The 22,526-nt window shown below is 64.2% G+C and carries 19 protein-coding genes; 5 read left to right on the plus strand and 14 right to left on the minus strand.

Annotated features, from left to right (window positions below; translation table 11 throughout):
• The first annotated feature begins 96 nt into the window (after positions 1–96).
• Together WJU17_RS00205 and WJU17_RS00210 are read left to right on the plus strand one after the other, a co-directional pair.
• Positions 97–762 carry a TetR/AcrR family transcriptional regulator gene (locus tag WJU17_RS00205; protein WP_346325333.1) on the plus strand — a complete coding sequence of 222 codons (666 nt, stop codon included), beginning with the start codon at positions 97–99 and terminating at the stop codon, positions 760–762.
• Positions 763–1,078: 316 nt separating this feature from the next.
• Positions 1,079–3,376 carry a TonB-dependent receptor gene (locus WJU17_RS00210; protein WP_346325334.1) on the plus strand — a complete coding sequence of 766 codons (2,298 nt, stop codon included), beginning with the start codon at positions 1,079–1,081 and terminating at the stop codon, positions 3,374–3,376.
• Positions 3,377–3,524: 148 nt separating this feature from the next.
• On the opposite strand, the gene WJU17_RS00215 is transcribed toward WJU17_RS00210, so the two are convergent.
• Positions 3,525–4,937, minus strand: a complete 1,413-nt coding sequence (locus WJU17_RS00215) for a carotenoid oxygenase family protein (RefSeq protein ID WP_346325335.1) — start codon at positions 4,935–4,937, stop codon at positions 3,525–3,527.
• A 72-nt stretch (positions 4,938–5,009) separates the two neighbouring features.
• On the minus strand, positions 5,010–5,999 hold the full coding sequence (locus tag WJU17_RS00220) for an NADP-dependent oxidoreductase (protein ID WP_346325336.1): 990 nt from the start codon (positions 5,997–5,999) through the stop codon (positions 5,010–5,012).
• A gap of 76 nt (positions 6,000–6,075) precedes the next feature.
• On the opposite strand from WJU17_RS00220, the gene WJU17_RS00225 reads away from it, so the two are divergent.
• Entirely contained in the window at positions 6,076–6,348 is a 273-nt protein-coding gene (locus WJU17_RS00225) for a hypothetical protein (protein ID WP_346325337.1), read from the plus strand.
• A 211-nt stretch (positions 6,349–6,559) separates the two neighbouring features.
• On the opposite strand, the gene WJU17_RS00230 is transcribed toward WJU17_RS00225, so the two are convergent.
• The 4 genes from WJU17_RS00230 to WJU17_RS00245 all read right to left on the minus strand — a co-directional run bounded on the left by WJU17_RS00230 (position 6,560) and on the right by WJU17_RS00245 (position 10,207).
• Positions 6,560–7,798 (minus strand): MFS transporter, encoded by a 1,239-nt coding sequence (locus tag WJU17_RS00230; protein WP_346325338.1) that lies wholly within the window; start codon positions 7,796–7,798, stop codon positions 6,560–6,562.
• Positions 7,799–7,827: 29 nt separating this feature from the next.
• Positions 7,828–9,075, minus strand: coding sequence for an MFS transporter (locus WJU17_RS00235; protein WP_346325339.1), 1,248 nt, complete (start codon positions 9,073–9,075; stop codon positions 7,828–7,830).
• A gap of 101 nt (positions 9,076–9,176) precedes the next feature.
• Positions 9,177–9,500 (minus strand): hypothetical protein, encoded by a 324-nt coding sequence (locus WJU17_RS00240; protein ID WP_346325340.1) that lies wholly within the window; start codon positions 9,498–9,500, stop codon positions 9,177–9,179.
• Positions 9,501–9,559: 59 nt separating this feature from the next.
• Positions 9,560–10,207: an XRE family transcriptional regulator gene (locus WJU17_RS00245; protein WP_346325341.1), complete on the minus strand. Its 648-nt coding sequence runs from the start codon at positions 10,205–10,207 to the stop codon at positions 9,560–9,562.
• A 411-nt stretch (positions 10,208–10,618) separates the two neighbouring features.
• Between WJU17_RS00245 and WJU17_RS00250 the strand changes: the two genes are divergently transcribed.
• Both WJU17_RS00250 and WJU17_RS00255 read left to right on the plus strand, forming a co-directional pair.
• Complete coding sequence (locus WJU17_RS00250; RefSeq protein WP_346325342.1) at positions 10,619–11,341, plus strand: hypothetical protein; 723 nt, start codon at positions 10,619–10,621, stop codon at positions 11,339–11,341.
• A 184-nt stretch (positions 11,342–11,525) separates the two neighbouring features.
• Positions 11,526–12,086: a hypothetical protein gene (locus WJU17_RS00255; RefSeq protein ID WP_346325343.1), complete on the plus strand. Its 561-nt coding sequence runs from the start codon at positions 11,526–11,528 to the stop codon at positions 12,084–12,086.
• On the opposite strand, the gene WJU17_RS00260 is transcribed toward WJU17_RS00255, so the two are convergent.
• Genes WJU17_RS00260 through WJU17_RS00295 form a run of 8 tightly spaced genes read right to left on the minus strand, consistent with a single transcriptional unit; the run spans position 12,056 to position 22,498 of the window.
• Positions 12,056–13,231: an MFS transporter gene (locus tag WJU17_RS00260; RefSeq protein ID WP_346325344.1), complete on the minus strand. Its 1,176-nt coding sequence runs from the start codon at positions 13,229–13,231 to the stop codon at positions 12,056–12,058. The two genes, WJU17_RS00255 and WJU17_RS00260, sit on opposite strands and share 31 nt — an antisense overlap.
• Before the next feature lie 5 nt (positions 13,232–13,236).
• Positions 13,237–13,668: a DUF983 domain-containing protein gene (locus WJU17_RS00265; protein WP_346325345.1), complete on the minus strand. Its 432-nt coding sequence runs from the start codon at positions 13,666–13,668 to the stop codon at positions 13,237–13,239.
• Between the two features lie 8 nt (positions 13,669–13,676).
• A complete protein-coding gene (gene rnr, locus WJU17_RS00270; protein WP_346325346.1) occupies positions 13,677–15,896 on the minus strand; it encodes a ribonuclease R in 2,220 nt (739 codons plus the stop codon).
• Between the two features lie 5 nt (positions 15,897–15,901).
• Entirely contained in the window at positions 15,902–18,547 is a 2,646-nt protein-coding gene (gene topA, locus WJU17_RS00275; RefSeq protein ID WP_346325347.1) for a type I DNA topoisomerase, read from the minus strand.
• Positions 18,548–18,577: 30 nt separating this feature from the next.
• Positions 18,578–19,681 (minus strand): DNA-processing protein DprA, encoded by a 1,104-nt coding sequence (dprA, locus tag WJU17_RS00280; RefSeq protein WP_346325348.1) that lies wholly within the window; start codon positions 19,679–19,681, stop codon positions 18,578–18,580.
• A 3-nt stretch (positions 19,682–19,684) separates the two neighbouring features.
• Positions 19,685–20,275 carry a glycerol-3-phosphate 1-O-acyltransferase PlsY gene (gene plsY / locus WJU17_RS00285; RefSeq protein WP_346325349.1) on the minus strand — a complete coding sequence of 197 codons (591 nt, stop codon included), beginning with the start codon at positions 20,273–20,275 and terminating at the stop codon, positions 19,685–19,687.
• 1 nt (position 20,276) lies between these two features.
• Positions 20,277–21,551, minus strand: coding sequence for a dihydroorotase (gene pyrC, locus WJU17_RS00290; protein WP_346325350.1), 1,275 nt, complete (start codon positions 21,549–21,551; stop codon positions 20,277–20,279).
• Entirely contained in the window at positions 21,551–22,498 is a 948-nt protein-coding gene (locus tag WJU17_RS00295) for an aspartate carbamoyltransferase catalytic subunit (RefSeq protein ID WP_346325351.1), read from the minus strand. The genes pyrC and WJU17_RS00295 overlap by 1 nt, the downstream gene beginning before the upstream one ends.
• Positions 22,499–22,526: the final 28 nt, after the last annotated feature.

Genomic DNA, 22,526 nt, shown 5'->3' on the forward strand with positions numbered 1-22,526 from the left:
TTTGTGGCAGCAATGCCCGGATGACTGTGTTATACCTAAAGTCATGCGTGCTTGTCCAAGGGGGTCTTGGCGCACGTCACAAGGGACGGAGGCGACATGCAGCTCACATCGAATACGGGTCGGGGGCGCGCTCGTGAGGGCACGCGGCAGGCGGAAAAAAGCGATCAGACGCGGCGCCTGATCCTGGACGCGGTGATCGTCTGCCTTGCCGATCTTGGCTATACCAACACGACCATGACGGTGATCGCCAAGACAGCGGGCCTGTCCCGCGGGGCGATGCAGTATCATTTCGAGACCATGACCGACGTGTTGCGCGCCACCTTGGGGCACATCCAGCAGCTGCGCCTCGTGGCGCTCAGGCGGACGGCCGCGGAGGCCCCCAGAAGCGAGGGCGGGGATGGTTTCAGCCAGCGTGTGGAAGGCCTGTGGCGTTTTCTGTTCGATCCGGTGAGTGTGGCATTCTTCGAGATTTCCGTGGCGTCGCGGACGGATCACGACCTTGCCGCCCTCATGCGACAGGCGCATCAGTCCTTCTGGGACGAATGGGTCGCCACGGCACTTGAGGCGTTTCCCGAGTGGCAGGGGCGACAGTCCGATCTCGAACTGGCCTGTGGTCTGGCCCACACATTGCTTGAAGGCCTGGCCCTGCAGCAGCTGACCCATCAGGGCAGCCCGGTGCGTGGGGAAGTCCTGAAGACCTACCTGATCGACCGCGTCCGCGAAATCTTCGAACACGGCGCACCGGGCGCGTCTCGTAACTAGTGGGTCGCCTCCGTTGCCGACTGCCTCGGTGCATCTCAGGGCATAATAAAATCATCTTTGATTAACTTTACGTTGATCCGACGCTTCAACAGTGAAATGTTACCATCCAGTACGGTGCGCTCAATGGGCGCCGTCAGGCGGCCTGCAAGAGCCGTGACGGGGGAGACAACCCCCACTCTGAAACGGATGGGGAAGATTTATGAGAGGGTTTATTTTAGCTGCGGCCGCATCGGCCGCGATTTCCGGTGCGCCGAATGTGGCTCACGCTCAGGTACAGGAGGCGGCGTCCCTCGAAGGGAGACGGCTCGAAGAGGTGGTGAGCACCGCCCGCAAGCGGGAAGAGGCCGCGCAGACCGTACCGATCCCGACAACGACACTCAGCCAGGAGTTCATCGAGAACAAGTTCGAGACCGACCTTTCCGATCTCGATAAATACGCGCCAAACGTCGAGCTGGGCGGCATCGATTTCACTGGCGGCGGGCTGTCCGCCAGTATCCGCGGTGTCAGCTTCAGCGATCTCGAGAAGAGCTTCGAGCCCGCCGTTGGTGTCGCGATCGATGGCGTTTTCATGGGCTCCAATTCCGGCGTTCTGATCGACATGTTCGACATCGAGCAGGTCGAGATCCTCCGCGGTCCTCAGGGCACGCTGTTCGGAAGAAACACCATTGGCGGCGTCATCAACATTCGCAAGGCGCGGCCGACAGGCGAGTTCGGCGCCAAACTCGGCATCCGCTATGGCAGCAGCAATCGCCAGGATTACAAGCTGTCGCTGAACGTGCCCATCATCGAGGGTATCCTCGCGGGCAAGGTGACGGCGCTCATCAACAAGGATAATCAGTTCACCCGCAACATCTACAGTGGCAAGCACGAGGACGGACAGGATGTAACGTCCATCGCCACCAAGCTGTTGTTCACGCCGAACGACAACTTCGAAGCACTGTTCAGCTTCGAATACCTGCATGACCGCTCCGAGTTTGAGGGCGCCGTCAACCTCACTCTGGACGAGGCGGGTATCGTCGCGGCCTTGTCCAATGATCCCAATCGGGTCGGGCGGACCACGTTCTGCACCCTGTTCGGCGCGATCCCGACGGTCACGGGCGGGGGCGCGGGCTGTGCCGCTGCCTCGTACGACTACGCCAGGGCCAACAAGTTCAAGGTGTCCTTCACCCCGCCAGGCATTCCGTTCAAGAGCTACATCGACAGCGTCTTTACCGCGCTGGAGATGAATTGGGACCTTGGCGACTACCGGATCTCGTCGATCACCGGGTACAAGGACCAGGACGAACTGCTGGACGAGGAGAACACGGGGTCGCCGTTCGCCGGCCTGCCGTTCCTGCCATTCACGGACCAGACCGGCCTTGCGCGCGCTGTCCGGACCCAGACATCCTGGCAGTTCAGCCAGGAGTTACGCGTTGCCAGCAACTTCGACGGTCCGTTCAATTTCGTCGCGGGCGCGTATTTCTATAAGTCTCACTATAATCTCGACCCTCAGGTATTCGGCGTTTTCGGCGGGCTGGCGCAGAAGTTCGAGACCGAGCAGACATCGCAGTCCTACGCCCTGTTCGCCGAGGCCAATTACAACATGACCGACAAGCTGCGCTTCACCGGCGGGTTACGCTATACCTGGGACAAGAAACACTTCATCACCAATACCTTCGATACCGCCGGCGTGCCGTTCGACTTTCCGGCGGTCCAGTCGCAAGTGTTCCCGTCGCTGGACTATGATGGCGACGGCATTCCCGACTGGCCCATCGACGAACGCGCCAACTGGTCCGAACCGACATGGCGGGCGGGTATCGACTATCAGTTCACCAACGACCTGATGGCGTACTTCATGTACTCCCGTGGCTATCGGGCTGGCGGCTTCAACGGTCGCTGCGCCACGCCGTCGGCGTGCAATACGCCCTACGACCCCGAAATCGTGGACAACTTCGAACTGGGCTTCAAATCCGACTGGTTCGACAACCGCCTGCGGTTCAACATGTCGGCGTTCTACCTCCAGTATGACGACAAGCAGGAAGAGGTGCTGACGCCCTCGCCGAATGGTCTCGCCACCGAAACCAAGGTGCAGAATGCCGCCAGCGTCACCGTCAAGGGCGTCGAGATGGAATTCCAGGCGCTGCCGGCCGATTGGCTCAACGTCTACGGGTCGGCGGGCTACATGCGTTCGCGCTACAAGGAATACCTGGTGTTCGATCCGGCGGCGAACGACTTCGTCGATGTCAGCGCGACGGCGCGTCTCCGCTCGGCCCCCAAGTGGAACTTCAACGTGGGCGCCGACTTCATGGTCAATGTCGGCAACAGCGGCCTGGTGACGTTCAATGCCAACTACAAGTGGACCGACGAGTTCTTCTCCTCGCCCTTCGCCGATCCGGTTGGTGACCTGACCGGCTGGTACCGTGAGGTTATTTCTGCATACGGGCAGGCGGATTTCTCGCTCAATTACAAAGGGCCGCTTTTCGGTAGCTCGGCGGAATACAACCTGTCGCTCTTCCTCAAAAACGCGTTCCACGGCGGCGGCCGCATCGGGCGCGTTCTCGATGCCGGACCATTCTTCTTCGGCTCGCTGCAGCCGGGCCGGATTTGGGGCATCGAGTTCAACGTCGCTATTTAGGGACCTCGACGCGCGGCTCTCCCCTGTGCCAGCGCGATGGCCGCCCGGAGTGATCCGGGCGGCCTTTTTTCATGGAGCCGCTTGCCGGAAATGAGAAGGGCGGCGCCATCGCTGACGCCGCCCTTCTGAAAGATGGAGACTGTCCGCTTTATCGGGCGCCTACCCAAGCCGCGTGGAAGCCGAACGGCACACGGTGCGGGATCGCGATACGGGCGACCGGCTCACCGTCGAAGTTCCGGGCATCGATCACCACGCACTCGCTGGACCGCGTGTTCTCGTCCCACACGAAGGTGATGACATAGCCGTCATCTTCGGCCGTGGCTCCCTGGATCGGCGCGAACACGCCTTCGCCGCCGAAGCGGCCAGGGCCGAAGTCGTGAACCTGGGTCTTGCCGGTCGCGTAATCGTGTTTCAACAGGGCATCGAACATGGCGCCGTGCCTGTCGTCGAAACGCGCCGAATAGATGTAGCGGCTCTTGCGCCCGGCATACTGGTCGTTGATCCGGGTAAAGTCGGAATGGTTCCGGTCGAGCGGGCGCTCGGTGACGGCCCCTGTCTTCATGTTCAGCCGCCATTCGTAGAGAACGCCGGTCATGGACTCGCTGCTGCCCTCATCCATGTTATCGGCCGCCCCGATCACGTCGGTTGTTTCCGCGCGAGAGGCGAGCACCACTACCTCGTCGCCGTCCTCCCACGCATTGGCCGTGTGAAAGGCGAAGCCGGTGGCGACATCGAACCACTTCACGTCCCTGTCACCGCCCATGCGCGGAACCACACCGATCCGTGTCCCATTCGTCGGTTCCCAGGCGAGCACCCGCCCTCCTTGCATCGCCCGCATGATGTCGAAGGTCAGCGGCATGTCGAGGAAAACGGTGTACTGCTCGGTGATCGCGCAATCGTGCATCATCACACCCTTGGGAATACTGATCGGGCTCGTGTGCACGATCTCGCCGGACGGATCGACGACGCTGTAGCTCACGAAAGGCGGCATCGGCGCATAGCCGAAGGTCATCATCTCGCCGGTCGCCGGGTCCACCTTGGGATGGGCGGTGAAGGCGTGCCGCAGCCTGCCATTGAAGTCGACCTTGCCGATCGTATCCAGCTCGGGAATCGCGATCTCGTGCGGCTCGCCGCCTTCCCACAAGGCATAGACCCGGCCGTTATGCTCAACCAGCGCCGTATTCGCGGCATTTTTGGAAATGCCTCCTTCCGGCGGTGCGTTGGGCGGGCCGGCCATGCGCGCCTTGATTCCCCGCCAGATCCAGCTGCCCTTGGCCTGCTCCTTCAGGAAGCCCTCCGTCCTGACATATCGGTTGCGATAGGTCGCCTGTCCGTTGCTGAATTCGACGCCATGGAGCATGCCGTCGCCATCGAACCAGTGATACTCGAACACGTCCGGGATGAATTGCGGGTTAGGGCCGATTCTGAGAAAACTACCGTTCAAATCCTCCGGAATCTGTCCGGCGACCGTGAGATCCCGGGCCGTATGCTCCTCCCGCACCGGAGCGAAATTGCCGCTCAGGAAATAGTTGAATGGCTCCGATTTAAGCTGGGTCGACATGGCGACCTCCCCCGTTTGTACATGGAAAAGGGGATTTTAGGCCTATTACCAACCGGTAACAATCGAATTCGGCTATCTGACGTCGACTATCAGCTTGCCGAAATTCTCTCCGGAAAACAGCTTGGCGAAGGCGGCGGGCGTGTTCTCGATGCCGGTGACAATGGTTTCGCGATATTTGAGTTTGCCGTCACGGAGCCACGCCGCAGCCTCGTCGATGTACTCTTGAATCTCGGCGGCGTGGTCACGGACGGAAAATCCTCGCATGTTCAGCCGCTTATTGATGAAGTCCAGGATGTTGGGCACGCAGGGTTGCGGCGCTCGCTGATATTGCGAGATGGCCCCGCAGATCAGGATACGTCCGCCCAGACGCATGTTCCGAAACACGGCGTCGAACACAGCGCCGCCGACATTCTCATAATCCACGTCGATTCCTTCGGGACATGCCGCTGAAACGGCGGCGGTCAGGTTCGATGCGGTCCGATGATTGAAGGCGGCGTCAAAGCCTAGCTCGTCGGTGAGCCAGGCGACCTTGTCGTCGGTACCGGCGCAGCCTGCGACACGGAGTCCCCGAATCTTGCCGATCTGACCCGCCATGGAGCCGACAGCACCGGACGCGGCCGAGACGAACAGCGTCTCGCCGGCAGTCAGGGCGCCGTAATGTTTTAGTCCCGACCAAGCGGTCAGACCGGTGAAGCCAAGGGCGCCGAGATAGGCCGATGCCGGCGCGACATTGATGTTCACGTGGCGGGCCGCGGTCCCCTCGACGACGGAAATCTGTTCCCAGCGGCCCATGGCGAAAACCCAGTCGCCTTCCTTGAAGTCGGGATGCCGCGACGCCCATATCTGTCCGACCACGCGGCCCTCCAGCGGGCGTCCGATCATCTCGGGCGTATTGAGTATATTGCGCATGTAAGGATCGAGCGACAGATAGTGGTTCCGGATCGCCACCTGTCCCGGAAGAGGGTCAGCAACTTCGGCGGAAATTATTTTGAAGGAGTCGGCACTAACGCCGCCATTGGGGCGTTCTGCGTACACGACCTGTATGGTAGTCGGGTGTGACATGCGTTCTCCGTCGCCTCGGGTCTGAAGGGTGTGGCATTTGGACCGGCAGCAAGCCGGTCTGTAAAGGAGTAAAAAAATGAAGTTCTCGACCTTGATTGCGGCGGTGGCCCTCGTTGGCGGTTTGGCGGTCGCTGGTTGCGACTCGAATGACGGCCCGATGGAAGAAACCGGCGAAAAGATGGACAACGCAGCCGAAGAAACCAAGGACGCGATGCAGGACGCGCATGAGGATGCGGGTGATGCCGTCGAAGACGCCGGCGACCGTATCGAAGACGCGACGGACAACGCCGACCCGGCGACCGAAGCGGCAGGTGACCGCATTGAGGATCAGACCGACAAGGCTGACTAAGTCGCCTGTCGCAAGAATAAAAGGGCGCACCGAGGTGCGCCCTTTTTTCGATCCGCGTGGCATGCCGAAAAAAGGCATCCAGATGAAGCCCGGGCTTTTTAAAGCCCTGCTTCCGCGCATCAGCCGATACCCAATCTGCCCCCGAACGCGCTGAGCAACAACCTAGCTGCTTCCGTAGGATTAGCCGTCCCGGGCGCGGCGGTGTCTTGCCTCATTCGGCGGGCAGCGCGCGGATGGCGGTCGGCGCCAGCGGTTTCAGCAGCGTCATCACGATGGCGGCTGGCACGAGAATGCCGATGAATATTTGCAGCGCCGTCTCGTAGCTGCCGGAGCCGTCGCGAAGATTGCCAGCGAACCACGGGCCCAGTGCGGTCACGAGGGTGAAGGGACCAACAAGGCCCATCACCCGACCGAAGGATTTGGGGCCAAACCGGGTACTGATGATGGAGGCGAGCAGTGGCAGGAAGCCGCCGGCGGCCAGGCCCAGCAGCGCGCTCGCCACCAGGAGCAGCCCATAGCCCGGCTGCAGCATGAACACGGCCATGCAGGCGACGAGGAGGGAGTTTGCCAGCCAGTAGAGCTGCCGCAGATCCCAGCGATCGGCGACGGCGCCAAAGAAAATCTTGCCGAGCGCCGCGCAGCCGGCGAATGCCGAGACAAGAAACGAGATATTCTGCGCGCTGATCCCCGAATCCTTCGCCAGCGGACCCAGATTATGCTGCACGCCGGCCAATGCGGTGGTCATCGGGACAAACGCGAATATCATGATCCAGAAGGTACGTTCGCGCAGGATACTCATGGTCGTCCACTCCGGGTAGACCGTCGCCGCGCGTGCCGCGCTTACCTCGGATTCAGGGTCCGCCTCGATGCCGATTTCTTCCGGCCCGTTACGGACGATCCACCACACGAGAGGAACGACCGTCGCCAGCGTGATCGCCGCCAGTATCAGATGCGCGTCACGCCAGCCCACTTGGACGAACAGCCACGTGACGAAAGGCGGCATGAAAAATCCGCCCAGAGATGTGCCGACGGTTGAGATGCCAACGGCGAAACCGCGCCGGCCGCGAAACCATTTGGCGGCCAGCGTCTGCGCGGCAAGCGGTCCGGCGAGCAACATGCCGAGGCCGATCAGCGTGCTGTAAATCGCCAGGATCTGCCAGACCGCCGTGACTTGGGAAATCAGCGCGATACCAAGCACCGAGAGGACCGCGCCGCCGCACACGAGCTTGCGGATGGACAAGGCATCCATGGCTCTGCCGGCGAAGGGCGCGAGCGCCCCTTGGACGACGGTGAAGATGGTGACCCCGAGCATGACCTCGCCGAAGGAGGCGTCGAACTCGGTCACCCATTCATTGGCCCACAACGTATAGGAAAACAGTGTGAAGCCGAACAGGATTGCCTGAAACGCCATGGCGACCGCGATAACGTTCCACCCGTGATACCACCGCATCGTTCTTCCTTCCCGCTCCCTCGGAGCGGCTATTCAGCCAGCGCCACGACAGGTTTGGGATCGCGATCCACATTGCGCAGAAATGCGATCGCGACGCCGGCGATGACGATCATTCCCAGAAACACTTCGAATGCCCTGACGTAGCTGCCCGAAATATCGAAGATATGTGCCGCCAGTGGTGGCCCGACGATGGCCACCGGCATGGTGAAGGGTCCGAGCAGCCCCATGACCCGGCCGAAGGCTCTGTGACCGAAGCGTCCGGCGACCACGGCACCCAGCAGCGGCAGGAACCCGCCGGTCGCCATCCCTAGCAGGCCGCTGGCCACCATCAGCAGCTCGAACGACAGTTCCTCGCGCAGCAGCAGCATTGCCGCCGCCAGGATGAGGGAGGCCGTATAGAACAGCATCCGATGGCTGAAGCGGTCTGCGGCGGCGCCGAAGGCGATCTTTCCGATGATCCCGGCAAAGGCCATGATCGACATCAGGATCGCCGGATTTTCGCCGGCAAGGCCCCGGTCCTGCACGTAGGGCACCAGATTGGCCTGCACCCCGCTGAACACCATGGTGAGAAAGCCGAAGGCGATGGCGGCGGACCAGAAGCTGCGTTCGCGCAGAATGCCGCGCGTCGTCCAGACGTGGGTTTGTGCCGCCTGGGCGATCAGATGTGGTTTGGTCGACTCCTCTTCGGGTTCCATGCCTTTGTCCTCGGGCGTGTTGGCCACGATGGTCCACACCAGAGGCACGATGACGGCGAGAACGATCACCGCCATCGTGAAGTGGGCGTATCGCCAGCCTTCGGCCGCGATCAGCAGCGTGACGATGGCCGGCAGTATCAGGCCGCCGATCGAGGTGCCGACCGAAGACCAGCCGATCGCCAGTCCCCGTCGGGCACGGAACCACTTTGCCGCGAGGGTCGAGGATGCCAGCGGCCCCGCGAGCAGGACGCCCACCGAAACCAGGAAAGCATAGGCCGCCACGAAGACCCAGATATTCGGCGCGGCACCCGCCAGTACGAAACCAGCGGCCATGGCGACGGCGCCTCCGATGACCAACCCTCGGATCGAGAGAGTGTCCATGGCGCGGCCGGCGAAGGGCGCCATCAATCCCATGACGACGTTGAGCAACGTCAGGCCGAGCATGACATTAAACCGGTCGACGCCGAATTCTTCGCTCAGCGGCTTTACCCAGAAGCCGTAAACATAAACGGTCAGTCCGAACGTGATGGCCTGGAATGTCATTCCAACGCCGACCACGTTCCACCCGTAGTACCAAGGCATCCCGCTCGTCTCCCCAGAGAAGCGTAGCCTCAGCTTAGGCAGGGTCGTCGGGCGGCGTCTACATTTATGTCTGCTTTTTTTGCGGGCCTGCCCGCGCGCGGCTAGGCCGTTATCTTGGCAGTGCGCGCCTTGTACAGGGTCATCGCCACGGTCTTGCTGTCGATGGCGTCGGTCATGGTGAACTTGCCGTCGCGGACCGCGTTCATCAGCCCGGCCATGGCGGCATCGGCATCGCCATCGATATCGTAGACCGCCATGTAACGGGCCGGACCATCACCCGTCTGGGCCGGCTCGAAGCGCTGCGCGGCGGTAAAGCCGGGCAGCCCCAGAACTTCCGGCATGTGCACGGTCTCATACCAGGTGTTGAATTCATCCTCGCGGCCGGACTGCGCGTTGCTGATCGCGACCAGCAGGTGATCCGCCATGGCTCGTCTCCCCTCATGATGTCTGTCGCCGTCAGGTTAGCCGAAGCGGGCGGGGGCGACTAGATTTCTTCGGTCTTGCGGATGACGCGGCCCACGACCTCGACGCCGTCGGTGGCCGCGATTGCCAGATATTCCGGATCGGTGCTTTGCGGCTCCAGCCTCGGCGGCGGACCCTTGCGCCACGTCTTGAACGTGGCCCGCCCTTCGTGGCGGAACACGTAGTGGCGGCCATCGACCAGAGTTCGGTCGGTCAGATCGACAATGATTGTCGTACCCTCCGGCGCGATCTTGTCCATGCTCTGACCCCTGACCGTCAGGGCGATCAGCTTGTCATGCCGGTGAAACACCGGCACCCATTCGGCGGCCTCGCCCGGCGGGTAGGCATCTACCGTTTCGGTCAGGCCGCCGGCCTCGACCCAGCTGATCAGCGGCGCCTGGACCAGCCCGGCCGCCGGGACGGCGGGCGGCGGGGGGTCACCGTGGCCATGCCCGGACAGCCATGCGGCGTCCACCTCGAGCACTTCCGCCAACTCCAGCAGATACCGCGGCGCGTCGACCTCGCCCTGTTCCAACTGGTTGACAGACTGTTGGCGCACGGCGCTTTTGCCGCGCATGCCGCGCCGTGCGCTGACCCGCCGGGCCAGTTCCGCCTGGCTCCAGCCACGGGCCTCGCGCGCATGGGTCACTCGTTCCGCCAATGTGCTCATCACGCCTATATACAATTTATTTTGTAAAACCGCCACCAAATTCGCCGAAAGGACAACTAGTAAATTTGTTGACGTCCAGCCGGCGACTCACCTAGCATACAAATGTTCTTGTTTTGTTCCTTTGGAGGGTCCTTTGAAAACTCCCGCTTACAAATGGGCACGATTGAAAGATGTGAAATCCCGCTGTCGCCTGTGCCAGATCGTGCTGGTCGGGGGTGCGCCGCCAAGTCCCTGCTTCCGCGCGGAATGCCGCTTTTCCCGGACACCACCCGAGTGGGAGGGGGTAAGCGCCATCGGCAGTTCGCTGGGCGGCGGAGATTATTCCGAGGCCCGCTAACGCCGCGCATGGATGCAGCCTGCGGCATCCCTTATTGTTATAAGCATGCACACAATGGGTAAGGGGCGCTCGACATGATCCGTGAAATCTGGCTGGCCGGTGCGTGCCTTCTTGCGGCAGGACTGCCGGCCGCGGCTCTTGCACAGGCGGCCCCAGAGCCCGGGCCACAAGTGCAGCAGACCCAGCCGGCCACTCCACCGGCGGGATACCTCGACGTCCAGATGCGTCTCGACGATCTGGTCGAATTCTACGGCTCGGGCACCGACTCGTTCAGCTTCATGCTCAGGGATATTTCGGTTGGGTATACCCTCACGGCCAAGGGCCGTGGCATCGCCAGCGGCATCCAGCTCAGCACGCCACGGCAAAGTGTCGACCAGTCCGTTCCCGCCGGCAAGGAGCCGCGAGCGTTCAGGATAGAGAAAGGGCGCAACGACCAGCCGCGTCTCGTCGTGCGCACCACCGCCGAAAAGAAGGCCTTTGCCGTCTATGGCCAGTTCGTGCGGAGCGACTGGAGTAGTTTTGCCGAAGGCCGTTCCGTCACCATTCTGGTCCCGGTCGAGGATTTCAAGCTGCTGAGGCTGCTGTCTCCGCCGCTCGCGGGCGGGCTCGTCACCGTGCTTCGGGCCGATATGGACCAGGCCGGCCAGCTTCCGGGCGTGGCCTTCGGCAAGCCGTCGGTGCTCGGCATAAGGCCCGAGGCGGCCCAGGTCGTGATCCAGGGAAATCGCAACGGCCTGACGGTCAGCTACCCCTCCGCCATGCTGACGATCGAGACGCCGTTGGCCGCGCCGCGCTGAATCAGTTGGATGCGGGACCTCCGCATCCTAGTTCCTGGGCGTGTGACAAGCGGAGACGGACGGCGCGATGAAGCCAGTGAGATGGTCTTGCCTTTTGGGCTTAGTCGGCTTTTGCCTCGCGGCGGGGCCGACGTCGGCGCAAGCGCCGGACGCCACGCTGGACGTCCGCATCCGCATCGAGACAATGAGCGAGCGATATGGGCGTGACCAGGAGCCTTTCAGCTTCGCCGTGCGCAGGCTGCAATTGGCCTATGTCCTGTCGGCGAGTGGGAGCGGCATGCTGGCCAGCCAGCGGTTGAGCTATCCCAAACAGTCTCTTGACGAACAGTTTCCCGGGGCCAGCGCGCCGCGTGGCTTCAGGCTGGAACGGGACCGGTCGGGCCAGCCCAGGCTCAGCATCTGGGCGGAAGGTCTGGAGCGGGACGCCTACGTGCCCGCGCGTTTCCTGAAGGGCGACTGGAGCGCGCTCGCGGCGGGCCGTCCCGTCGCCATGACCGTCTCGGTGGACGATCTCGAACGAATCCACGGTGTCGGCGCCCAACTGGGCGAGGCCGTGACGCTGGGGCTCCGCGAGCGTCTGGCGACGGCGATCCCGTTCTTTCGTATCCGGATCGGCGATTTGCGCCAGACGGGCATGACCCTCGCCGAGGATCGGGCTGTCATCCAGGGAACCAGCGAGGCACTCACCGTGGTCTATCCGGACGCCGAGGTCAGTTATGCGGCGCCGGTGTCTGTCGGACGCTGAGCGGATCGCCGGCCCAGTGTGGCGGCGGCGATATTGGCGATCACGAACACCAGGAAAAAGCCGGCCAGACCATAGACGAGCCCGTCCGGATCGATCAGGTCCATGGCCTGCCCGAGCACCGGCGGTCCCCCCATCGCGCCGGTGTTGTACGCCAGGATCAGGGCCGCGTTGGCCGAGGCCAGCGCCAGGCCCGAATAGCGATGGCCGAGCATGGTCAGGGCGACCGTGTACATCCCGGTGATCGTCCCACCCCAGATGAACAGCACGGGCCACATGAACAGCGTGTCCTTCAGCGCCGGCAGGCAGGCGCCGCCCAGCACGCCGATGACCGCGCACAGCATCAGCACGCGCCTCGGCTCGGTCTTGTCCGCTAGCCAGCCGACGGGATATTGCAGCAGGATGTTGCCGGCGGCGATCACCGTCAGCTGCGTGGCCGCCGTCGTCTCGCTGAAGCCGGACCGGACGCCATAAACCGGCAACAGCCCGAAAATGCCTGTCTCGATGGCGCCATACATCAATCCGGCCAGGATGGCGATGGGGCTGCCCTTGATATACGGCCACGGGGATTTGTGGCCGTGCCGGTCCAGGTACGGGCGATCCTCCCGTGCCATGGCGATGGCCATCATGGCGATGGTGACAAGGCCGGCGGCGCACAGGAAAGGCGTCCAGCCTCCGACGCCCGTGAACCGCATCAGCAGGGGACCCAGTCCGAATCCGGTTGAAATACAGGCCGCGTAGATTCCCAGCAGCCGCCCGCGGTTTTGCGGCGTGGCGATCTGGTTGATCCAGATTTCGCTGATCAGGAACGGCACGACGACGCACACGCCCATCATGAACCGCAGGATGAGCCAGATCCGGTAATCGTCCAACGCCTTGAAGAGCACCAGGATCAGGGCCGTCGCCGCCAGCGTGCCGAACAGCAGCCGGAAAGGGCCGACCCGCACCGCTATTGACGGGATGAAGGGTGTGAACACCAGGGCGCCAAGCGCCGTCATCGCGCCGTTGAGGCCGATGGCCCGGCCGCTGAGCCCTTGGCGTTCCAACAACAGATTGAGCAATGGCCCGGTCAGGCCGAAGACCAGCCCTACAACGCCGATCATGGTCACGATGGCCGCCAGGCTGCGAATGCGCGAGCGGCCGGTCACGGACGTCAGGCGTCGGAGATGGCTACCCGGGGCTCGTCGCCGAAGCCATGCATCAACTTGGCCCACTGGAACGCCACCAGCGCGCCCTTGATCCGGGGCAGCAACCAGAGCGACATGGCGAGCGTGCCGAACACACCGATCAGCAGGTGGTGCCACAGCGGCGGAAACAGGGTGCGTTCGTAAAGCACCATCAGCGGCACGATCAGGTGGCCAACGATCAGGATGGTGAAATAGGGTGGCGCGTCATCGGCGCGGTGATGCGCCAGCTCCAGGCCGCAGACCTCGCAATTGTCGCGAACCTTCAGGAAGGCGCGAAAAATGTGGCCCTTGCCGCACTCCGGGCACTTGCCGGACCAGCCGCGCTTCAGGCTCTGCCAGACCGAACGATCGGGCTGGGCACCGAAATGGATGGCGGCGTCGTCGGTCGTGGAAATCATGTTCGTCCTCACCGTCTGCGCGGATAGCGCCCACCCTTGTTGCCCTGCTTGCCGCGGGGCCGGCGGGTGCCGGCATCATAGATGACCTCGAAGCGAAGGCCACCGGTAATCGGCGCGGCCTCGGCCAGTCGCACGGTTACCGGGTCGCCCAGACGGAAGATGGTGCCGCTTTCGCCGCCGACAAGGGCGTGGGCCTTCTCGTCGTGACGGAAGAACTCCCAGCCGAGCGAACTGATCGGGGCAAGACCTTCGGCGCCGGTTTCATCCAGCGCGATGAACAATCCGAAGCGGGAAACCCCGGAAATCCGCCCTTTGAACTGGCTGCCCACCTTGTCCGACATGAACGCGGCCATGTATCGGTCGTTGGCGTCGCGCTCGGCGACCATGGCGCGCCGTTCGGTCATCGAGATGTGCTCGCCGATCTCGTTGAAGTTCGCTGCGGCGTCATCGCGCAGGCCGTCCTGCCCCAGGCGCAACCCTCGGATCAGCCCGCGATGCACCAGAAGGTCCGAATAACGGCGGATCGGCGAGGTAAAATGGGCGTAGCGCTCGAGCGCCAGACCGAAATGCCCCTGGTTCTCCGGCCCGTAATAGGCCTGGCTCTGACTGCGCAGGACCACCGTGCTGACGATGTGCGACTGCGCCGTATCCTTCGACCGGCTCAGTACATTGTTGAAATGATGTGGCGTCAGGCGCTGGCCTTTGGGCAATTTCAGGCTCAGCGTATCGAGAAACTCGCGCAGCGCGGCCAGTTTCTCCTCGGCGGGCGGCTCGTGCACCCGGTACATGCACGCCGTACGGCGCTTTTCCAGTTCCTCGGCGGCCGCCACGTTGGCCGCGATCATGAACTCCTCGATCAGCTTGTGCGCGTCGTAGCGCTCGCGCAGCGCGATACGCTTGACGTTGCCCAGCTCGTCCAGTTCCACCTTGCGTTCCGGCAGGTCGAGGTCCAGCGGGCCGCGCTTGGTCCGCTCTTTCACCCGGGCGAAATAGGCGGCATAGAGCGGCTTGATGACTGGCTCCAGCAACGGTCCGCTTTCTTCGTCCGGATGTCCGTCATACGCCGCCTGGACACGCTCGTAGCTCAGATTGCCCGCCGAGCGCATGAGGCCGCGCACGAATTTGTGGCTCAGCTTGTTGCCGTTGGCGTCGAACCACATGGAGACGGCGAGACACGCCCGGTCCACGCCGGGCAGCAGCGAGCAAAGGTCCGACGACAGCTCGTGCGGCAGCATGGGCACGACCCGGTCGGGAAAATATACCGAATTGCCGCGCCGGTAGGCCTCCCGGTCCAGGGCGCTGCCGACGCGGACATAATGCGCCACGTCGGCGATGGCGACGATGACGTGCCAGCCGCCGGGATTTTTCGGATCCGGGTCGGGTTCTGCCCACACCGCGTCGTCATGGTCGCGCGCGTCCACCGGATCGATGGTGACCAGCGGAATGGCGCGAAGATCGGTCCGGTCGCCCAGTTCGACGGGTTGCGCGGCGTTGGCCTCGTCCACCGTGTCCCGGGGAAATTCGGTCGGGATGCCATGGGCATGGATCGCGATCAGGCTGGTGCTGCGCGGCGTGTTCAGATCGCCGAGCCGCTCGACGATGCGGGCATGTTTCAGGCCCAGGCGATTGGTCTTCGAGCCGCGCACCTCGACCAGTACCAGCTCGCCATCCTTGGCCCCGCCGCTATCTTCCTGTTCGACGATCAGCTCGTGGCGTTCGCGCTTGTCTGTCGGCACGACGCGCGCTTCCTTCGCCCGGTAGACCCCGAGCATGCGGTCGCGCGTGGCTTCCAGCTTCTTGAGGACCTTGGCCTCATACCCATCGTGCTGGCGCTCCAGCCTGGCGAGCACGCGGTCACCCGCGCCCAGCGTCCCCGTCGCCAGCTTGCCCGGGGCGACGATGATCCGCGGCGGATCGGATTTCTTGTCGGTCCATTTGACCGGCTTGGCCAGCAGTTCGCCGTCCACGTCCTGGCCGGTGATCTCGATCACGGTCACGCTCGGCAGCGCCGTCACCGATTTCACGCTCCGGCGATGACCCTGCTCGAGCAGGCCTTCGCTGGCCATGTCGCGCAGCAGATCCTTCAGCAGGGCACGTTCGTCGCCCCGCACGTGAAAGGCGCGCGCGATCTCGCGCTTGCCCACGATGCCGGGGCTTTCTTCCACGAAGCGGATGATGTCTGCCTTGGTCGGGAAGGGCGTCGGTCGAGCCTGGTCCTTCTTGCTCACCGGGCTTACTCGGCCCCCGCGGCTGTCTTGGGGGCTTTTTTCGGCGCCGCCTTCTTCGCTGTGCTGCTCTTGGCGGCAGCCTTCTTGGCCGGGGCTTTCTTGGCGGTCTTGGCGGCGGCCTTCTTGGGCGCCGCGGCCTTCGCCTTGCCCTTCTTGGGTTGGCCGGCCTTGGCTTCCAGCAGAGGCAATGCCTCCTCCAGGGTGAACGTTTCCGGCTCCGATCCGCGCGGCAGGGTGGCGTTCACCTTGTTGTGGGTGACATAGGGGCCGAACCGGCCCTTCATCACGTTCACCGGCTTTCCGTCCGCCGGATGCTCGCCCAGTTCCTTCAGGACGCTGGCGCTGGCCTGCCGGCCGGGCCGGGATTCGGCGAGCACGGAAACCGCGCGGTTGATTCCGATGGTGAACACTTCGTCGCTTGAGGGCAGGTTGGCGTATTTGCCGTCATGGTTGATGTACGGCCCGTAGCGGCCGATGCCGGCGGCGATGGCCTTGCCCGTTTCCGGATGGATACCCACCTCGCGCGGCAGCGACAGCAGGGCGACGGCCTTTTCCAGGTCGATGCTTTCCAGCGGAATGTCCTTCGGGATGGACACGCGCGGCGGCTTCACGCCCTCTTTCGCCTCGCCCCGCTGCAGGTATTGGCCGAAACGGCCCCCGCGCAGCGAAATCTCGTCGCCATTGTCCTCGCCCAGCACCTTGGTGCCGTTCAGGCCTTCGCTGGCGCCGTCGCCGCTGGTGCCAAGCTGGCGGGTGAATTTGCATTCCGGATAGTTGGAGCAGCCGATGAAGGCGCCGAACTTGCCCAGCTTCAGGCTCAGGCGGCCATCGGCGCAGGACGGACAGGCGCGCGGGTCCTTGCCTTCCTCGACCAGCGGGAAGATATGCGGCCCCAGCAGATCGTTCAGCGCATCCAGTACCTGGGCGACGCGCAGGTCCGCCGTCCCCTCGATGGCGTTGCTGAAATGCGCCCAGAACTCGCGCAGCACGGTCTTCCAGTCGATCTTGCCGGCGGAAATCTCGTCGAGCTGTTCTTCCATCTGCGCCGTGAAATCATATTCCACATAGCGGCTGAAGAAGCTCTCGAGGAACGCCGTGACCAGACGCCCCTTGTCCTCGGGCACGAAGCGGTTGCGATCCATGCGCACATAGCTGCGGTCGCGCAGCACGTCCAGGATCGAGGCATAGGTCGACGGTCTGCCGATGCCCAGCTCTTCCATCTTGCGGACCAGGCTCGCTTCCGTGTAGCGCGGCGGCGGCTCGGTGAAATGCTGTTCGGGAATGATCTTCTCGCGGCTGACCGCGTCGCCGGCGGCAAGAGCGGGCAGGCGGCGGTCGTCATCGGACTCGTCCGTGTCGTCCAGGCCTTCCTGATAGAGGGCGAGGAAGCCGGGGAAGGTCAGCACCGATCCGCGGGCTCGCAGCATGACCTTGCCGTCCTCGGCGGCGATGTCCGCCACGGTCCGCTCGAACTGCGCGCTCTCCATCTGGCTGGCGACGGTGCGCTTCCAGATCAGCTCGTACAGCTTCAGCTGTTCCTCGGTCAGCGCGCGGGACACTTCCGCCGGACGGCGGTGCAGGTCGGTCGGGCGGATGGCCTCGTGGGCTTCCTGCGCGTTCTTGGCCTTGGCCTTGTAGATGCGCGGCTGCGGCGGCACGTAGCGGTCGCCGTAATCCTTGGCGATCAGCGACCGCGCGCCGGAAATGGCCTCGCCCGCGAGCTGGACGCCGTCGGTACGCATATAGGTAATCAGGCCGACGGTCTCGCCGCCGATATCCATGCCCTCATACAGCTTCTGCGCGATGCGCATGGTGCGCGAGGCCGAGAAGCCCAGCTTGCGCGCGGCTTCCTGCTGCAGGGTCGAGGTCGTGAACGGTGCGGCGGGATTGCGCTTGGCCGGCTTGCTCTCGATGGTCGAGACGCTGAAGCCGCGCGCCTGGATGGCCGCGACAGCCTCTTTCGCCGCCGCTTCCGTCGACAGGTCGAACTTGTCCAGCTTCTGCCCGTTCAGCTCGGTCAGCGACGCCATGAAGGGATCGCCCGACGGCGTTTTCATGGCGACGTCGATGGTCCAGTATTCGCGCGGCTTGAAGCTTTCGATCTCCAGCTCGCGCTGGCAGATCAGCCGCAGCGCCACCGACTGCACCCGGCCGGCCGACCGCGCGCCGGGCAGCTTGCGCCACAGGACCGGCGACAGGGTAAAGCCCACCAGATAGTCCAGCGCGCGCCGCGCCAGATAGGCATCGACCAGTTCCTGGTCCACGTCGCGCGGGTTGGCGATGGCGTCCAGAACGGCCGACTTGGTGATTTCGTTGAACACCACCCGCTTCACCTTCATGTCGGCGAGGCCCTTGGTGTTCTTCAGAATCTCCATGACGTGCCAGGAAATGGCCTCGCCTTCGCGATCCGGATCGGTCGCCAGATAAAGGATGTCGGCGCCTTTGGCGGCGTCGGAAATGTCCTTCATCCGCTTCTTGGAATCGCTGTCGACTTCCCAGCTCATGGCGAAGTCCTCGGCCGGCCTGACCGAGCCGTCCTTGGATGGCAGGTCGCGCACGTGACCGAAACTGGCCAGCACCTTGAAGTTGCTGCCCAGATATTTGTTGATGGTCTTGGCCTTCGCCGGGGATTCGACGACAACGAGATTCATGAATTTCCGTTCTTGTCCGCTCGCCTGGGCTCAGGCCAGCGAGACTTTGTTCCCTGCATGCCGGTCGAGGCGACCGGCTAATTCGAGTTCCAGCAAAATGGTCAAAACCAACTCGGGTGTCAAACCGCTTTGCCGGATGACCTCGTCGACCTCGGTGGGCGTGGGCCCTAGTTTCTCCAGCACCGCGGCCCGCGCGGTGTCGTCCGCCTCGGCCGCGACTGGCGCGGGACCAAGGGAAAGCTCCTGCTGGCGCGGTATCGAAATGGCCCTCGGCGCCAGATTTTCCAGAATGTCTCCGATGCCTTCCGTCAGCACGGCGCCCTGACGGATCAGGTTGTTCGTTCCCCGGCAGCGCGGGTCCAGCGGCGATCCCGGCACGGCGAAGACTTCACGACCTTGCTCGAGCGCGTAGTTGGCGGTAATCAGCGAACCGGACTTCAAGGCCGCCTCGATCACGACCACGCCCAGCGACAGCCCCGAGATCAGCCGGTTGCGGCGGGGGAAGTGCCGTGCCTGCGGCTTCGTCCCCATCGGCATTTCGCACACCAGCGCGCCCTGGGCCGCCATGCTTTCATACAGGGCCTGGTTCTCGGGCGGATAGACGACGTCGATACCGCCGGCCATCGCGGCGACCGTACCCGTCGCCAGCGCGGCGCCGTGCGCCGCCGTATCGATGCCCCGGGCCAGGCCTGAGACCACCACATAGCCCTGCGCGCCCAGATCCTCGGCCAGCTGACGGGTAAAACGGATACCGGCCGCCGATGCATTGCGCGCGCCCACCACGCCGATGGCCGGCGCGCCGAGCAGCGCCGTGTTGCCCCGCACGGTCAGGATCGGCGGTGCTGTCGACAGGTCCGCGAGCAGCGGCGGATAGTCGGGCTGGTCGAAATGCAGCAGGACCGCGCCAAGCTTGCCGAGGGCGGCGATCTCGTCTTCCGCTTCATCCGCCGAGCAGAGCGTCATGCCCTGTCCATGGCCACCGCGCCGGATGAGATCGGGCAGGGCCTCGAGCGCCTTGGCCGCCGTGCCATAGCGCCCCAGCAACTGCCGGAAGACGATCGGTCCCACATTGGAGCTGCGAATCAGCCTCAGTCGGTCGCGCTGTTCCTTGTCCGAAAGCGCGGCGCCGGGCATGGACTATTTCTGCCCGATCTTGGGTTCCTCGCCGCGCAGCAGGCGGCGGATGTTCGAGGTGTGGCGGAGGAAGATCATCAGCGCGAGCAGGATGAACAGCACCCCCTCCAGCAGGCCGACGAGGGCCATGGCATAGACGGGGGCGATGGCCGCCGCCGCCAGCGCCGCCACCGAGGAATAGCGGAACATCACGCCGGTCAGCAGCCAGACGCCACAGCACAGCAGGCCGAGCCACAGATTGATGGCGAGCGCGATGCCGAGGAAGACGGCGACGCCCTTGCCACCCCTGAAATTGAGCCACATGGGATGCAGATGGCCAAAAAAAGCGGCGGCCGCGGCGATCAGCACGGCATCCGGCGTGATCGAGCGGGCAATGAAAACCGCCGCCGCGCCCTTGCCCGCATCCAGCAGCAGGGTGGCGAGCGCGAGCCACTTGTTGCCCGTCCGCAGAACGTTGGTGGCGCCGATATTGCCCGAGCCGATGCCCCTTATGTCGCCGAGCCCGGCTGCCTTGGTCAGCAGCAGACCGAACGGGATCGAGCCGAGCAGATACCCGACGAAGGCCGCGAGGATGACCCCTGGAATGCCGTCCATCTCAACCTGCCTGATACACGGTGCGCCCGCCGACGATGGTGCGCACGACCTTGCCCTGGGCGGGCCTGCCTTCGAACGGGCTGTTCTTTGCCTTGCTGTGGAACGCGGCGGGGTCGATGACCAGCGGCGCGTTGGGATCGAACAAGACCAGATCCGCGATCTCGCCCTTGCACAGCCGGCCGCCGGTGATACCGAGGATTTCCGCGGGCCTGGACGTCAGCGCCGCCAGCAGCCGCATGAGCGGCACGTGCCCGCCATGCAGCAGTTCCATCGCCATGGGCAGGATCGTCTCCAGCCCGATCACGCCGGACGCCGCCAGATCGAACGGCAGCCGCTTGCTTTCCACATCATGCGGATCGTGCGAGCTGACGATCACGTCGATGGTGCCGTCCGCCAGTCCCTCGACCACCGCCCGACGGTCCGCTTCCGCGCGCAGCGGCGGCGACGTGCGGGCGAAGGTGCGGTACTCGGCGATGGCGAGCTCGTTCAGGGCGAAATAGTGCGGCGCGGTGCCGCAGGTCACGGGCAGCCCCTCGGCCTTCGCCCGCCGGATCGCGGCCACGGCGGCGGCGGTCGTCACCAGCGCGACGTGATAGCGCCCGCCGGTCAGTCCGACGAGCCGCAGATCCCGTTCGATCATGATCACTTCGGCTTCGGCGGGAATCCCCGGCAGGCCCAGCCGCGTGGCGATCTCGCCCTCGTTCATCACCCCTTCGCGAGCCAGCGCCGGATCCTCGGCGTGCTGGATGACGAGCGAATCGTGCGCGCCGGCATAGGTCAGGATACGGCGCATCACCTGGGAATCGGCGATCGCCTTGCGGCCGTCGCTGAAGGCGAGGGCGCCTGCCTCGCGCAGCAGGCCGATCTCGGTCATCTCCTCGCCGCCCAGATCCTTGGTCGCGGCGGCGATGGGATGGATGCGCACGCTGGCGTCGCGCGCCAGCCGCTGGATGTAGTCCACGAGGGAAACCCGGTCGAGAAGCGGGTTCATGTTGGGCATGGCGGCGATGGTCGTGACGCCGCCGGCGGCGGCCGCCCTCGCGGTGGTCTCCACCGACTCGCCCAGGAAGACCTGCATGTCGATGAAGCCCGGTGCCAGGCACAGGCCCCGGCAATCGACCACTTCGCTGCCGTCCGTGATGCCGTCGGCGAACAGGTCGGCGCCCACGTCCCAGATCTTGCCGCCCACGGTCAGCAGCGCGCCGCGCTCATCCCGGCCGCTCGCGGGATCGAGCAACCGGGCGTTCATGTAGACGACGCGGCGGTCGGCGGCCATCACTCGTCCTCCTCCGCGTCCAGGTCGCGGCACAGGGCGTCCAGACAGGCCATGCGCACGGCCACGCCCGTCTCCACCTGTTCGCGGATTGCGCTCCGGTCGATGTCGTCGGCGACGTCCGTGTCGATCTCCACGCCCCGGTTCATCGGCCCCGGATGCATGATCAGCGCGTCGGGCTTGGCGGCGGCCAGCTTTTCCGCGTCCAGCCCGTAGAAATGGAAGTACTCGCGCGGCGAGGGGACGAAGGCGCCCTTCATGCGCTCGGTCTGCAGGCGCAGCATCATGACGATGTCGACGCCGTCCAGGCCGCTGCGCATGTCGTGAAACACATCGACGCCCAGCCGGTCGACGGCCACCGGCAGCAGGGTCGGCGGCGCGACCACCCGGACGCGCGCGCCCATGGTGTTCAGCAGATGGATGTTCGAGCGCGCCACCCGGCTGTGCAGGATGTCGCCGCAGATGGCGACCTTCAGCCCCTCGATCCGGCCCTTGCGGCGGCGGATGGTCAGCGCGTCGAGCAGTGCCTGTGTCGGGTGCTCGTGGCGGCCGTCGCCCGCGTTGATCACCGAGCAGTTGACCTTCTGCGACAACAGCAGCGCCGCGCCGGATGACGAATGCCGCACCACCAGAAGGCTCGGCCGCATGGCGTTCAGCGTCATCGCCGTGTCGATGAGCGTCTCGCCCTTCTTGATCGAGGATGTGGAGGTGACCATGTTGATCACGTCGGCGCCCAGCCGTTTGCCGGCCAGCTCGAACGAGGTCGACGTCCGGGTCGATTCCTCGAAGAACAGATTGATCTGGGTACGGTTCTTCAGGACCTTCTTGATCTTCCGGCCGCCCCTGTAGCGCTCCAGATAGGAATCGCCCAGGTCCAGGAGAGCGTTGATCTCCTGCGCTTTCATCCCCTCGATGCCGAGAAGATGTCTGATGCCGTCGGTTTTGGTCATTGGGGCCGGGTGTATAGGCGCACGTCGG

Origin of the sequence: Iodidimonas sp. SYSU 1G8 (assembly GCF_039655775.1) — a bacterium.
Lineage (GTDB): Bacteria > Pseudomonadota > Alphaproteobacteria > SMXS01 > SMXS01 > RI-34.